At 73.5% G+C, this 13,375-nt stretch carries 14 protein-coding genes; 1 reads left to right on the top strand and 13 read right to left on the bottom strand.

Annotated elements, in window-relative coordinates:
- Nucleotides 1-148: 148 nt before the first annotated feature.
- The 3 genes from hisB to hisD are packed head-to-tail and all read right to left on the bottom strand — an operon-like array spanning nt 149 to nt 3,149.
- Nucleotides 149-760, bottom strand: coding sequence for an imidazoleglycerol-phosphate dehydratase HisB (gene hisB / locus ABZU43_RS18145; protein ID WP_030334475.1), 612 nt, complete (start codon nt 758-760; stop codon nt 149-151).
- Nucleotides 757-1,830 carry a histidinol-phosphate transaminase gene (locus ABZU43_RS18150; protein WP_355007658.1) on the bottom strand — a complete coding sequence of 358 codons (1,074 nt, stop codon included), beginning with the start codon at nt 1,828-1,830 and terminating at the stop codon, nt 757-759. Before ABZU43_RS18150 ends, hisB begins: the two co-directional genes overlap by 4 nt.
- Nucleotides 1,827-3,149, bottom strand: a complete 1,323-nt coding sequence (gene hisD / locus ABZU43_RS18155; RefSeq protein WP_355007659.1) for a histidinol dehydrogenase — start codon at nt 3,147-3,149, stop codon at nt 1,827-1,829. Before hisD ends, ABZU43_RS18150 begins: the two co-directional genes overlap by 4 nt.
- Before the next feature lie 106 nt (nt 3,150-3,255).
- Between hisD and ABZU43_RS18160 the strand changes: the two genes are divergently transcribed.
- Entirely contained in the window at nt 3,256-3,963 is a 708-nt protein-coding gene (locus ABZU43_RS18160) for an LON peptidase substrate-binding domain-containing protein (RefSeq protein WP_355007660.1), read from the top strand.
- Here ABZU43_RS18160 and ABZU43_RS18165 read toward each other — a convergent pair.
- From ABZU43_RS18165 to ABZU43_RS18210, 10 genes are all read right to left on the bottom strand, one after another.
- Nucleotides 3,878-4,708, bottom strand: coding sequence for a DUF2567 domain-containing protein (locus tag ABZU43_RS18165; protein WP_355007661.1), 831 nt, complete (start codon nt 4,706-4,708; stop codon nt 3,878-3,880). The two genes, ABZU43_RS18160 and ABZU43_RS18165, sit on opposite strands and share 86 nt — an antisense overlap.
- 56 nt (nt 4,709-4,764) lie before the next feature.
- Nucleotides 4,765-6,450, bottom strand: coding sequence for an AAA family ATPase (locus ABZU43_RS18170; RefSeq protein ID WP_355007662.1), 1,686 nt, complete (start codon nt 6,448-6,450; stop codon nt 4,765-4,767).
- A gap of 74 nt (nt 6,451-6,524) precedes the next feature.
- Nucleotides 6,525-7,556 (bottom strand): hypothetical protein, encoded by a 1,032-nt coding sequence (locus ABZU43_RS18175; RefSeq protein ID WP_355007663.1) that lies wholly within the window; start codon nt 7,554-7,556, stop codon nt 6,525-6,527.
- Between the two features lie 42 nt (nt 7,557-7,598).
- Nucleotides 7,599-8,543, bottom strand: a complete 945-nt coding sequence (locus ABZU43_RS18180; RefSeq protein ID WP_355007664.1) for an RluA family pseudouridine synthase — start codon at nt 8,541-8,543, stop codon at nt 7,599-7,601.
- Nucleotides 8,540-9,157, bottom strand: a complete 618-nt coding sequence (lspA, locus tag ABZU43_RS18185; protein ID WP_355007665.1) for a signal peptidase II — start codon at nt 9,155-9,157, stop codon at nt 8,540-8,542. Before lspA ends, ABZU43_RS18180 begins: the two co-directional genes overlap by 4 nt.
- Nucleotides 9,158-9,221: 64 nt before the next feature.
- Nucleotides 9,222-9,641, bottom strand: coding sequence for a TraR/DksA C4-type zinc finger protein (locus ABZU43_RS18190; RefSeq protein ID WP_091407724.1), 420 nt, complete (start codon nt 9,639-9,641; stop codon nt 9,222-9,224).
- A gap of 225 nt (nt 9,642-9,866) precedes the next feature.
- Complete coding sequence (locus ABZU43_RS18195) at nt 9,867-11,366, bottom strand: potassium/proton antiporter (RefSeq protein WP_355007666.1); 1,500 nt, start codon at nt 11,364-11,366, stop codon at nt 9,867-9,869.
- A 22-nt stretch (nt 11,367-11,388) separates the two neighbouring features.
- The gene (locus tag ABZU43_RS18200) at nt 11,389-11,694 is read right to left on the bottom strand and encodes a DUF167 domain-containing protein (RefSeq protein ID WP_355007667.1); all 306 of its coding nucleotides are present in this window, start codon (nt 11,692-11,694) and stop codon (nt 11,389-11,391) included.
- Between the two features lie 10 nt (nt 11,695-11,704).
- Nucleotides 11,705-12,436, bottom strand: coding sequence for a hypothetical protein (locus tag ABZU43_RS18205; protein ID WP_355007799.1), 732 nt, complete (start codon nt 12,434-12,436; stop codon nt 11,705-11,707).
- Between the two features lie 116 nt (nt 12,437-12,552).
- Nucleotides 12,553-13,362, bottom strand: coding sequence for a DivIVA domain-containing protein (locus tag ABZU43_RS18210; protein ID WP_355007668.1), 810 nt, complete (start codon nt 13,360-13,362; stop codon nt 12,553-12,555).
- Nucleotides 13,363-13,375: the final 13 nt, after the last annotated feature.

Consider the following 13,375-nt stretch of genomic DNA (forward strand, 5'->3'; position numbering starts at 1 on the left):
GGCTCCGCTGCGCTGCACTCCTCGCGCTCATCAGAGCCACCTTCCATTCGCGACTGCGGGGCTCCGCTGCGCTGCACTCCTCGCGCTCATCAGAGCCACCTTCCATTCGCGACTGCGGGGCTCCGCTGCGCTGCACTCCTCGCGCTCATCAGAGCGCGCCCTTCGTGCTCGGGATCGCTCCGGCGGAACGCGGATCGATCGAGGTGGCCTCGCGCAACGCGCGGGAGACCGCCTTGAACTGCGCCTCCACCACGTGGTGCGCGTCAGGGTGACCACCCGGACGGGCCGCCCGCAGCACGTCGACGTGCAGCGTGACCCGGGCCGCCTGACCGAAGGACTCCCAGATGTGGCGGGTCATGCTGGTCGCGTACACCGGCCCGATGTACGGGGCGAGCACCGGCTCGTCGTGCACCACGTACGGCCGACCGGAGAGGTCCACGGCGGCCCGCACCAGCACCTCGTCCATCGGCACCGTGGCCGAGCCGTACCGCCGGATGCCGGCCTTGTCGCCCAGCGCCTGGTCGAACGCCGCACCCAGCGCCAGCGCGGTGTCCTCGATCGTGTGGTGCGCGTCGATCTCCAGGTCACCCACCGTGCGCACGGTCAGGTCGAAGCCGCCGTGCCGGGCGATCTGGTGCAGCATGTGGTCGTAGAAGCCGACGCCGGTGCTGATCTCGGCGGCACCGGTGCCGTCGAGATCGATCTCGACGAGGACCTTGGTCTCCTTGGTGATCCGTTCCACCCGGGCGGTCCGACTCATTGCGAAGTCTCCATTGCAGAAAGGAAGGCGTCGGTCTCGGCGGCGGTGCCGGCGGTCACCCGCAGCCAGCCGGGCAGGCCGACGTCACGGACCAGCACCCCCTGTGCCAGCAGGGCGTTCCAGACGACTGTCTGGTCGCCGCCCACCTCGAAGAGCACGAAGTTGGCGTCGCTGTCGGCGACCCGCAACCCCCGCTCGCGCAGCGTCGCCACGATACGGTCCCGCTGCGCCATGATCGCGCTCACCGTACCGAGAAGGGCGTCGCGGTGCGCCACCGCCGCACGTGCGGCGGCCTGGGTGAGCGCGGAGAGGTGGTACGGCAGACGGACGAGCTGCACCGCCCGCACCACCGCCGGGTCGGCGGCCAGGTAACCCAGCCGGCCACCGGCGAAGCCGAACGCCTTGCTCATCGTCCGGGTGACCACCAGTCGCGGGTGGCCGGGCAGCACCGCGAGGGCGCTGACCGTCCCGGGCCTGGCGAACTCGGCGTACGCCTCGTCCACTACCACCATGCCGGGCGCGACGTCGAGCACCGCGGCGATCACCGCCGGGTCCAGTGCGGTGCCGGTGGGGTTGTTCGGCGAGCAGAGGAAGACCACGTCCGGCTGGTGCTCCCGGACCTGGGCGACCGCCTCCTCGGCGGTCAACCCGAAGTCGACGCCGCGCGCGGCGGGCACCCACCGGGTGCCGGTGCCGAGGGCCAGCAGCGGGTGCATCGAGTACGCCGGAACGAAGCCGAGCGCCGTGCGCCCCGGCCCCCCGAACGCCTGGAGCAGCTGCTGCTGGATCTCGTTGGAGCCGTTGGCCGCCCACACCTGCTCGACCGTGAGCCCGTGCCCGAGATAGTCGGCCAGGTCGGCGCGGAGCGCCACCGCGTCCCGATCCGGGTAACGGTTCAGCTCGCGCAGCTCGGCCGCGAGCGCCTTGCCGATCGCCTCGACCACCGGCTCCGGAACCGGGTGGGAATTCTCGTTGGTGTTGAGCCGCACCGGCACGTCCAACTGAGGCGCCCCGTACGGCGACAGCCCCCGCAGGTCGTCGCGGATCGGAAGATCGTCCAGACTGGTCACGCCGACCCTCCCGGGAAACGGGCCTGGACCGCCTGGCCGTGCGCGGGCAGGTCCTCCACGTTGGCCAGGGTGACCACGTGCGGGGCCACGTCGCGCAGCGCGGCCTCTGTGTATTCGATCAGGTGCACACCGCGCAGGAAGGACTGCACGGACAGGCCGGAGGAGTGTCGGGCGCAGCCGCCGGTGGGCAGCACGTGGTTGGAGCCGGCGCAGTAGTCGCCGAGCGACACCGGCGACCAGGCGCCCACGAAGATCGCCCCGGCGTTGCGGACCCGCAGCGCCCACTCCCGGGCGTCGACCGTCTGGATCTCCAGGTGCTCGGCCGCGTACGCGTCGACCACCCGCAGCCCAGCCTCAAGGTCGTCGACCAGGACCACGCCGCTCTGCTCACCGGTCAGCGCCGTGGTGACCCGCTCGGTGTGCTTGGTCGCCGGCACCTGCCGGGCCAGCTCCGCCTCGACCGCCCCGACCAGCGCCACCGACGGGGTGACCAGCACGCTCGCGGCGAGCGGGTCGTGCTCGGCCTGACTGATCAGGTCGGCGGCCACGTGCGCCGGGTCGGCGGTGTCGTCGGCCAGGATGGCGATCTCGGTCGGCCCGGCCTCGGCGTCGATGCCGACCACGCCGCGCAGCAGCCGCTTGGCGGCGGTCACCCAGATGTTGCCGGGGCCGGTGATCAGGTCGACGGGCTCGCACCGCAGCTCACCGGCCGGGTCCACCGCCGCGCCGTACGCCAGCATCGCCACCGCCTGGGCCCCGCCCACGGCGTACACCTCGTCGACGCCGAGCAGCGCGCACGCGGCGAGCACCCGGGGATCGGGCAGGCCGCCGTTGTCCTTCTGCGGCGGGCTGACCACCACCAGCGAGCGCACCCCGGCCGCCTGGGCGGGCACCACGTTCATCACCACCGTCGACGGGTACATCGCCAGGCCACCGGGCACGTAGAGGCCGACCCGGTCGACCGGCAGCCACCTCTCGGTGACAGTGCCGCCGGGCACCACCTGGGTGACGTGATCGGTGCGCCGCTGGTCGGCGTGCACCCGGCGGGCCCGGGCGATGGACTCCAGCAGCGCGGCACGCACCGCCGGGTCGAGCACCCCCTCCGCCTCGGTGATCGCCTCGACCGGCACCCGCAGCACCTCCGGGGAGATGCCGTCGAACCGTTCGCTCGCTTCCCGGATCGCCGGGTACCCATGCTCACGGACCGCCTCCACCAGAGGACGGATGCGCTCGACGGCGACGGACACGTCGAGCTGGGCACGGGGCAGCAGACGGCGCGGGTCACCGAGACCGTCGCGCAGGTCGATCCGATTCAGCACCCTTGCGAGTCTAGGCGGCCCGCCCGACGCCCACCCGAGCCGCCCGTACGCCGGGACGGTGAGCCGGGCCACGCCGCCGCGGGCGAGATTGGTTAGGCTCGACCATGTGACCGCACGGCTGCCGGTGTTCCCGCTCGCAACGGTGCTCTTTCCCGGGTTGGTGCTGCCGCTGCACATCTTCGAGGAGCGCTACCGGGCGCTGGTCCGACACCTGGTCGGCCTGCCCGACGGTGCCCCGCGCGAGTTCGGCGTGGTGGCCATCCAGGCCGGCTGGGAGGTCGCGCCCGCCGGTCCCGCCGGTGCCCCGGCCATGTCGGGCGTCGGCGAGGTGACGCTGCACGAGGTGGGCTGCACCGCCGAGCTGCGCCAGGTGACCGAGTTGACCGACGGTGGCTTCGACATCGTCACTGTCGGTCGGCGTCGTTTCCGGATCGCCGAGGTCGACGACAGCGCCGAGCCCTACCTGACCGCCGACGTCGAGTGGCTGCCCGACCCGGGCGGCCCGGACGAGGTGGCCGATCTGCTGGCCGCCCGGGTGATCGCGGTGTTCCGGCAGTACCTCGGCCTGATCCGGTCCGACCCGGAGGAGATCTCCGAGCAGTTGCCGGAGGACCCGACAGTGCTCTCGCACCTGGTGGCGGCGACCGCGGCGCTCACCGTCGACGACCGGCAACGGCTGCTGGCGATCGACGACACCGCCTCCCGGCTCCGCGCCGAGCTGCGGTTGCTCAACCGCGAGGCGGCTCTGCTGCGTCAGGTGCGGGCGGTTCCGGTGCCGCTGTCGGAGCTGGCGTCCCCGCCGACACCCAACTGAACTCCCCCGGCTCGGGTTCGGGGCGTAGCCCCGGCCACCGCGACCAGCCGGCCAGCAGTGTGTACATGACCGCGGCCCCGAACGCCGGCAGCAGCAGGTTGCCGTGCGGCACCGGCAGCACGCCGAGCAGCCAGTCCACGCCACCGGCACGCAGGTCGGCGGGTTTGCTGAAGGCCTGCCCGGCCGGGGCGGTCGCCAGCAGCCGTTCGAAGGTGGCCAGACCGATCCGCCGTCCCACCTGCCAGGCCACCGGCGCGGCGACCAGGGCGCCGAGCACCGCGGCGAGCAACCCGACCGGGCCGCGCCGTCGTCGCAGCACGAACCACAGGGCGAGGGCCACGAGCAGCCCGAAGGCGAGCCCGAGCAGGCTGAACCAGCCGTCGGCGGCGATCGGCTGCTCCGGTTGCGGCTCGGCGTAGATCGCCCCCTCGGCGGTCTTGAGCACCGGGGTGTCCGGCGCGAGCGCGGCCCAGAGCAGCCCGAGCGGAACACCCAGCGCGGCGAGCGCGAGCACGCCGCCCAGCACCGTCGCCAGGGCACGCAGCGGACGACGCGGTTCGTCGAACCGCAGCTCCAGCGAGCTCCCGTACGCCGCCGAGGGCGGCAGGTGACCCGGACCGAACTCGCCCGGCGCTGTCCCGGCCGACGGGTCGGCCTCCGGCGGTGACGCGTCCGGCGTACGGGGGGGCGTGGGTTGGTCGGGCTCGTCGACGGGCCGCTCACGGTCGGGGTTGTCCGGGCTCACCCGATGATCCTCTCAGGCCCGGTGCCCGGCCGGGGCTCCGGTGGCGGCAGACCAGCTCACCGGGCGAACGGCTCCACCATCATCGCGGCGGCCCGCAGCCACGCCTGCCGGGTCTCCGGCTGGAGCTGGTGGTACTCGATCGACGACCCGGTCTCCAGAGCCGGGTCGTACGGTACGACGGCCACGCCCCTGGTACGGGTGGCGAAGTGCCGCTCCAGGTCGTCCTGGAGCGTCGAGCGACCCGGGGTCGGGCAGGAGATGAGGGTGATCGCGTTGTCCGCCAACTCGCCCATGCCCTCCTCGTGCAGCAGGTCGAGCATCCAGTCCGCGCTGAACGCCGCGTCCTCCCGGGGCACTGTGGTCACCACCAGCTGGTCGGCGGCCTGCATCACGGTGCGCCAGTTGGGGCTCTCCACGTTGTTGCCGGTGTCGACGCAGACCACGTCGTGGGTGCGCCGCAGCAGCTCCAGCACCCGTCGGACGGTGAACTGGTCCAGTCGCTGGGCGAAGCGCGGGCTCTCCTCGCCGGCCAGCACGTCGTACGAGCCGTCGGAGGCGTGCCGCAGGTAGTCGTCCAGCCGGTCCAGCAGGGTCGCGCCCTCCAGGATCTCGATCTGGGCCAGGTCGCTGATCAGGTGCCGGATCGTGCGGGCGTGCCGGGCGCTGCCGGCGCGCAGGCCGAGGGTGCCGCGCAACTCGTTGTCGTCCCAGGCCAGCACACCCTTGCCGCGGACACTGCCGACCGTCGCCGCGGCGAGCACTGTGGCGGTCGTCTTGTGCACTCCACCCTTGGGGTTGGCGAAGGCGAACACCCGGGGCGTGCCGAGGTCCCGTTGGAGCACCGCGTTGGCGCGCTCCTGCTCCTGGTCGACGGCCGGTGGGCGCCATTCGACCCGGGCCGGGTAGGGACGTTCGGTGACCGCCAAGCCGACCGCCGGGGCGGGTGGTGGCGGGACGGGCACGGCGACCGGCGGCGGGGGCGGCGGGGCGACCGGCGGCGGCGGCGGGGCGACCGGCGGGGCGGCCGGGTAGCCGGTCTCCGGCTGGTAGCCGGTCTCCAGCAGGGCGTACCGCGATTCCACCGGCGGGTCGCCCGGTCGGTAGCCGTTGTCCAGCAACGCGTAGCGCGACGGGACCGGGTCGGGGCCGAGTGCCGGCGGCTCGGGCTCGGCCCGGTACGCCGGCTCGGCCCGGTAGTCCGGCTCGGCCCGATAACCCGGCTCGGCCCGGTACGCCGGGTCCGCCCGATAGTCCGGCTCGGCCCGGTAGCCGGGCGTCGCGCGGTAGTCCGGCTCGGCGCGGTAGCCCGGCTCGGCCCGGTAACCCGGCTCAGCGCGGTAGCCCGGCTGCTCGGTCCGGTACGCCGGCTCCGCTCGATAGTCCGGCTCGGCCCGGTAACCCGGCTCGGCCCGGTACGCGGGCTCGGCCCGGTAGTCCGGCTCGGCCCGGTACGCGGGGTCGACCCGGTAGGTCGCCTCGGCCCGGTAAGCAGGCTCCGCGCCGTACGACAGGTCGGCCGGATGCCCGATGGCAGGTGCCCGCCCGGCGTAGCCGTTGGGGGCCGCACGCCGTGGCAGCGGGTCCGGCGGCGGTTCCTCGCCACGCGGCTCCGGCTCGGTCTGCTCCGCGCCGCGACCGCCCAGCCGGGCACGGTCCAACAACGCACGCCACCGCGGCGCTGGTTCGGCCGGCCGGCCCCAGCCGGTCTCACTGCCCTCCACGGCCCGCCCTCCCAGCGCCATCGATCTCTGTCTGACAGGCTACGAACCCAACCCTATTCGGACCACACCTCAGAGCGCACACCAGCCGGCGCAGATCACGACGACGGCGATGGCGTCAACGGCTCGGTGAGGGTGGCGTCCGGCGAGGTGGTGACACTCGGCGGCGTCGACTCGGTGGGCTCCGGCGTCGACGGTGCGGGTGACGGAATCGTCACGACTGGTGCGGGTTCCGACGATTCGCCCACGGAGGCCGACGGCGCCGGGGCGCTGATCATCGGCGCTGGCCGTTCGGACCGGGTCGGTACGGGGCTCGGCCCCGTGTCGGCCGGCGGACGCACCACGTCACGCTGCTCCGGCAGGGGTGGCGTGAAGACCGTCCGGTCCAGCCGGTAGACCTCGGGGGCGGGGTCGACCGCCCGTACGTCCGGCCGGGCCGCCACACCGCGCAGCGCCACCGGCGTCGCGCGAACCACCGCCGCGTAGACGCAGGCGCAGCCGGTGCGGTACGCGGCCGCCTCGGCGGCGGCCACCTCGGCGCCGCTGACGTACTGCTCCCGCAACTCCCGCTCGCCAACCCCGTCGCCGTCGACGGCGGCGGCCCTGGCCCGGTAGTCGGCGGCCTCGGTCTCCTTGCGGGCCGCCACCTGCCCCATTCCGGCGACCACGTCGTCGGGCACCCGCAGCGCGGGGATCCTGACGATCTCGGTCTGCCGGCCGGGCAGCGGAACCCGCCCGAAGACGGTGGAGACCCCCACGTCGCCGAGCACCGTCGCCAACCGCTGCGGAGGCAGGTACGCGTCGAGCGTGACCAGCGCGTACGTCCCGCCCTCGGCGGCCGGGGCGGACGCGGGCAGCGCCGCCAGGTCGGCCGCGGCGGACCGCAGGTAGCCGGGGACGGAGTCGCCGTCGGCAACGCCGACCCGGGTGACCTCGCCGACAGTCCGGTCGCCGACCGGGCTGTCGTCGACGGCCCAGAAGGCGGTGCCCAACACCGCCGCCGCGGAGAGCACAGCGGCCCAACTGAGCACGCCGGAGCGCGCCGACCGGTCGCCCAGCCGGGCCACCGCCCGGGTCAGCGGCGGCAGCAACCGCTGGTCCAGCTGCCGCAGCAGGTTGCCGGCGCGCACGGGCGGGATCCCCTCTGTGAAACGGTGTCGGGCGGTCGCCGCTCAGTCACGCAGGATCTGAAGCGCACGTTCCAGGTCGTCAGGGTAGTCGCTGACGAACCGGACCTCGTCCCCCGTTCGGGGGTGCACAAAGCTCAGTTCGCGGGCGTGCAGCCACTGTCGGGCCAGGCCGAGACGGGCCGAGAGGGTGGGATCGGCGCCGTAGGTGAGGTCACCCACACAGGGGTGCCGCAGGGTGGAGAAGTGCACCCGGATCTGGTGGGTCCGGCCGGTCTCCAGCCGGACGTCGACCAGACTCGCCGCCGGGAACGCCTCCAGGGTGTCGTAGTGGGTGATGCTCGGCTTGCCGCCGGACACCACAGCCCAGCGGTAGTCGTGGGTGGGGTGCCGGTCGATCGGCGCGTCGACGGTGCCCCGCAGCGGGTCCAGGTGACCCTGCACCACCGCGTGGTAGCCCTTGTCGACCTCGCGGTACTTGAACGCCCGCTTCAACGCCGTGTACGCCTGCTCGCTCTTGGCCACCACCATGATCCCGGTGGTGCCCACGTCGAGCCGGTGCACCACGCCCTGGCGTTCGGCGGCGCCACTGGTGGAGATGCGGTGCCCGATCGCGGCGAGCGCGCCGATCACCGTCGGCCCGGTCCACCCGGGGCTCGGGTGGGCGGCCACCCCGACCGGCTTGTCGACCACGACGATGTCGTCGTCGGCGTAGACGACCCGCAGTCCGGGCACCGCCTGCGGCACCACGGTCGGCGGTGCGACCGGGGCGGGCAGCGTGACGTCCAGCCAGGAGCCGGCCTTGACCTTGTGCGAGTTGGGCCGGGCGGAGCCGTCGACCAGCGCGTCCCCGGCGTCGACCAGGGCCGCGGCGACGGTGCGGGAGAGCCCGAACAGGCGGGACACGGCCTGGTCCAGGCGCATGCCGTCGAGGCCGTCCGGAACCGGAAGGGAACGGTGGTCGCCGCCAGCGGCGAACGCCGAGGTCATGCCCGCTCCCGCTGCTCGGTGCCCGGCGCGGCGGCGTCCGTCGTGGCCGGGGCGCCGTCGCGCCCCGCCCGCCGGCCGTCACGCTGGCGGCCGGTCAGCTCCAACAGGACGGCCAGCAGCACGCCGCAGACCAGCGAGCTGTCCGCCAGGTTGAACACCGGCCAGACCTGACCGTACGGGTCGAAGAGGCTGATCATGTCGACCACGTGCCCGTGGAACGGGGACGGCGCGCGGAAGATCCGGTCGACGAGGTTGCCCAACGCGCCACCGAGCACCAGGCCGAGCGAGACCGCCCAGGGCAGCGAACGCAGCCGCAGGGCCATCCAGACGATCCAGCCGACCACACCGATGGTGATCAGTGGGAAGACCCAGGTGTGGTCCGCGCCGATGCTCCAGGCCGCACCGCTGTTGCGGGTCAGGCTCAGGTAGACGAACCCGCCGAGCAGCCGGACCGGCTCCCGGTCGGTCAGCGCGGCCAGCGCGAGGTGCTTGGTGACCAGGTCGGCCAGCAGGGCCACCAGGGCGACCCCGGCGAGAATCGCGACGGCCCGGGGCCGGCGGGTGCCGCCGCCCGGATCGGTGCGGCCGGGTTCGGCGGACGGTACTGCGGTCATGCGCTCCCCATCGACAGTCTTGGCGGTGATCTCTCACCGTCTCATCGCCGCCGGGGAACGGACCTCAGCGCCGCTCCTCCAGCTGCTTGCACGTCACACACAGGGTGGCCGACGGGAATGCGGCGAGGCGCTCGACCGGGATCGGGTTGCCGCACCGTTCGCACCAGCCGTAACCACCCTCGTCGAGGCGCTCCAGAGCGCGCTCCACCTGCGTGATCCGTTCCAGAATGCTGTTGGCGAGAGAGATCTCCTGCTCCCGCTCGAGCGTCTTGGTGCCCGTGTCGGCCTGGTCGTCCCCGGCCGAGTCGGTCAGCCGATCGCGCTGCAGCTCGGTGATCTCACTCAGCGTCTGATCGTACTCGGCACGAAGCTCGTCCCGCCGCGCCGCCAGCGCCGCCCGGATCTTCTCGGTCTCCGCCGTGCTGCGGGTGGCCTTCGCCACCGGCTTGCGCCCGGCGGTCCTGGTGTCGGATGGCTTCGCCATGGGTCGCTCCCTAGGCCGGGGAACCGCGCGGTCCGCGGCGCCTGGTCAGGGGGCGCCGACAAAGGCGTCCCCTATGGACGAAAAGGGGCGCACGGCGACGATGGCCGCGCACTCCCGAGGTTGGCAAGAATACGGAACGTACAGGCGTCCGACAACGTGCCGCACCGTCGCACCGTCTAACAGCCCCTAGCCCTGCCTAACTGGGGCAAAGGGAACGCTAGCAGATCAATTGGGCACCTCATCCCCGTACTCACCAAACCATCGGGCCAGACGACCCCGCCGACTGACCGCCCGCAGCCGCCGTTCCGCCGCGTCCCGCACCCCTGCGGTCGCCACGATCAGCAGACTGTCGCCGGTCTTCAACCGGGTGTCGGGTGCGGGCACGAAGCCCACGCCGTCGCGCAGCACCAGGGTCACCGACGCGCCCACCGGAAGGCGCAGTTCGTCGACGTGCACCCCGGCCAGTCGTGAGCCTGGTGGCACCTCCACCTGGAGCAGGTCCGCCCGCATCCGCTCCAGCGGCGCGGTCTCCACGTGGATCTCGGCGGCCTCGGCCGGCGCGGTCACCCGCAACCGGCGGGCGAACGGCCCCAACGTCCCGGTCTGCACCAGTGTGAAGATCACCACCAGCACGAAGACCACGTCGAAGAGCCGCTCCGCGCCGGGCACCCGCTCGGAGAGCGGAATGGTGGCCAGCACGATCGGCACCGCCCCGCGCAGCCCGGCCCAGGACAGGAACGCCTGTTCCCGAAGCCCGACCCGGAACGGCAACGCCGAGACGGCCACCGACAACGGTCGGGCCAGGAGCACCAGAGCCAGCCCGGCGACCACCGCGGGCAGCACCGCCGCGTCCAGCCGGCCCGGCGAGGCCAGCAACCCGAGCAGCACGAACAACCCGATCTGGGCGAGCCAGGCCAACCCGTCCGCGAAACCGAGAATCGCCTGCCGGTGCGACAGGCGGGCATTGCCCAGCAACACCCCGGCCACATAGACGGCGAGGAAGCCCGAGGCGTGCAGAACGGCCCCCGCGGCGTACGCCAGCACGGTGATGCCCACCGCGGCGATCGGGTAGAGCCCGGCCGAGGGCAGCGCGGCCCGGCGCAGCGCCCAGGTGCCGGCGACGCCAGCGGCAACGCCCACCGCCGCACCGACGCCCAGCTCGTAACAGACCAGCGCGACCTCGTACCACCACGGGTGCGCGAAACCCCGGTGGGACAGCAGCACCACCAGCAGCACCACCGGGGCGTCGTTCATCCCCGACTCGGCCTCCAGGGTTGCCACCAGCCGGGGCGGCAACCGCAGTCGGCGCAGAGTGGCGAAGACGGCCGCCGCGTCGGTGGACGAGAGCACCGCGCCGTAGAGCAGCGCCAACCGCCAGTCCAGCCCCAGCAGCAGGTGCACGGCCACGCCGACCACCACGATGCTGACGATCACGCCGACGGTGGAGAGTGCGGAGGCCAGCCCGAGCACCGGGCGCAGCGTGGTCCACCGGGCGGTGAGCCCGCCCTCCGCGATGATCACGATCAGCGCGCAGAAGCCGAGGGTCCGGGTCAGCTCGACGTCGTCGAAACGGATGCCCAACCCGCCCTCGCCGATCGCCACGCCCAGAGCCAGGTAGACCAGAAGGCTGGGCACGCCGAGCCGGGTGGAGAGTCGCACCGCGCCGACAGCGACCAGCAGCACTGCCGCACCGAGCAGCAGGGCGATGTCCAACCCGGGAGTCACGGCTGCCTTGCCTGGGCTGTCCTCACTCGGCGGATCCGTCGCGCAGACGGCGCAGCACCTCGGGCAGGTCCGGGCCGGGCCGATCGACGAGGAAGAGCTTGTCCCGGCTGGCCGCTCCGGCGCGCAGCGACACGACGGCCGGCCGGACGCCCAACGCGCCGGCCAACGCCCGCCGGGCGGCCTCGGTGGCCCGCCCGTCGACGGCCGGGTCGTGGACAGCGATCACGAGGGCGGGCCCGTGCGGGCCGTCGAAGCGGCCACCCACCCGGTCCCGGGAGGCTCCGGGCTTCACCCGTACCGCCACTGTGAGCGTGTCCTGCGCGGGCACCGGCGCCGCTTCAGATCGGACGGGCGTCGGCGAGGAGAGCGGTCGCCGGCGCGCAGTGCGCGCACGGGGTGAAGCCGAGGTCCACGGCCTCGGCGACCGGCAACGTCTCGGGCTGCCAGCCGATCAGGTGGGGGCAGCCGTCCAGGTGGTAACGGGGACGGCCGTCGACGACCTCGACAGCGTCGAGCAGTCGGGCCACCCGGGCCGCCTCGGCGGGCGTGATCTGCTGGGCGGCCGGCTCGTCGACCGCCGCGACCGCCGGGTCGAACACGTCGCCGGTCGACGCCGCGAGGGGCGACGCCGGGCTGACCGGCCGGGCCCGCGCGGGCACCTCGTCCGCCGCACTCACCATCGGCGACGCGTCCTCGACGCGCGGCGGGTCGACCGGGGACACCTCATCGACCGGCGGCACATGGTCGACCGGCGGCACATGGTCGACCGGCGGCTCGGGTGGTTGCCGCCACCCGGTGCCGCCGGTACCAAACGTCGTGGGCACGTGCTGGACCGGCACCTCCGGCTCGACCAGCGGTGGCCCGTACGCGACACCCGGTGTGGCCTGGCTGGCCGTACGGGGCGCGTCGGGGTGCTGCCGGTCGGTCCGGCCGGGATCCGCCATGGCGCGGTTGGCGGCTGCCTGGCGGGCCCCCACCACCAACGCCACGGCGGCCAGCAGACTGGCCGCGATGGAGATGACCAACAAGAAGCTGGAGCCACCGGCCAGGCCGAGCACCAGTAGCACCACCGCGACGAGGATGAGCAGAAGACTTGCGACTATCACGGCTCACCCCCGCCGCGTCGAACCGTCCAGGCCGGGCCGGCGACCGTCACCATTGGCGGACAGCGATCGCCGGCCGGTGCTCAGCGTCCGGCTTCGAGGGCGCCGGAGCGCCCGCCGCCGCCGTACGAACCAGCGAGACCCGCTGCGGCCAGCCCGTTGCCGCCAGCGACCCGGCCGGCTTCGGAGCGGGTCATCTCGGCCTCGAGGCCCTGGCCACGACCGTCGAGGTCACGCAGCTGGCTCTCCAGGTACGCCTTGAGCCGGGTGCGGTACTCGCGCTCGAACTGCTTGAGCTCCTCGATGTGCTTCTGCAGCGCCGTGCGCTTGGCGTCCAGGCCGCCCATGGCCTCCTGGTGCCGCTGGCGGGCGTCCCGCTCAAGGGCGTCAGCCTTGGCGCGCGCCTCCCGGGTCACCTCCTCGGCCTTGCCGCGAGCCTCGGACAACAGCTGGTCGGCCTCGCGGCGAGCGTCGGACACGTGGTCGTCGGCGGTGCGCTGGGCCATCATCAGCACGCGCAGGGCCTGCTGCTCACCGTCACCGGTGACGCCGCCGGCCGGGCCGCCGGTCGAGCGGACCTGCTCCAGCTCGGCCTGCATCGCGCGGGCAGCCTGCTCGGCCGCCGACTTGTCGCGCTGCACCCGGTCCAGTTGGGCCTTGACATCGTTGAGCTCCGCCGCCAGTCGGGCGTCGCCGCCGGGGCCGGCGGGGGCGCCGCCACGGCCGCCGCGCTCCACCTGGGCGCGCAGCTCGTTGTTCTCCTCGATGAGACGGGCGAGCTCGCGCTCAACCTCGTCCAGGAAGGCGTCGACCTCCTCCTCGTCATACCCCCGTTTGCCGATCGGCGGCTTTTTGAAGGCGACGTTGTGGACGTCGGCCGGGGTCAGCGGCATCGAAACTCCTCGG

The sequence above is a fragment of the Micromonospora sp. NPDC005205 genome (assembly GCF_040608275.1).
GTDB lineage: Bacteria > Actinomycetota > Actinomycetes > Mycobacteriales > Micromonosporaceae > Micromonospora.

Bases quoted from the DNA above. Each gene is read 5' to 3' on its own strand.
- hisB (WP_030334475.1), bottom strand. From the start codon at position 760: ATGAGTCGGACCGCCCGGGTGGAACGGATCACCAAGGAGACCAAGGTC.
- ABZU43_RS18170 (WP_355007662.1), bottom strand. From the start codon at position 6,450: ATGGCGCTGGGAGGGCGGGCCGTGGAGGGCAGTGAGACCGGCTGGGGC.
- ABZU43_RS18180 (WP_355007664.1), bottom strand. From the start codon at position 8,543: ATGACCTCGGCGTTCGCCGCTGGCGGCGACCACCGTTCCCTTCCGGTT.
- lspA (WP_355007665.1), bottom strand. From the start codon at position 9,157: ATGACCGCAGTACCGTCCGCCGAACCCGGCCGCACCGATCCGGGCGGC.
- ABZU43_RS18190 (WP_091407724.1), bottom strand. From the start codon at position 9,641: ATGGCGAAGCCATCCGACACCAGGACCGCCGGGCGCAAGCCGGTGGCG.
- ABZU43_RS18210 (WP_355007668.1), bottom strand. From the start codon at position 13,362: ATGCCGCTGACCCCGGCCGACGTCCACAACGTCGCCTTCAAAAAGCCG.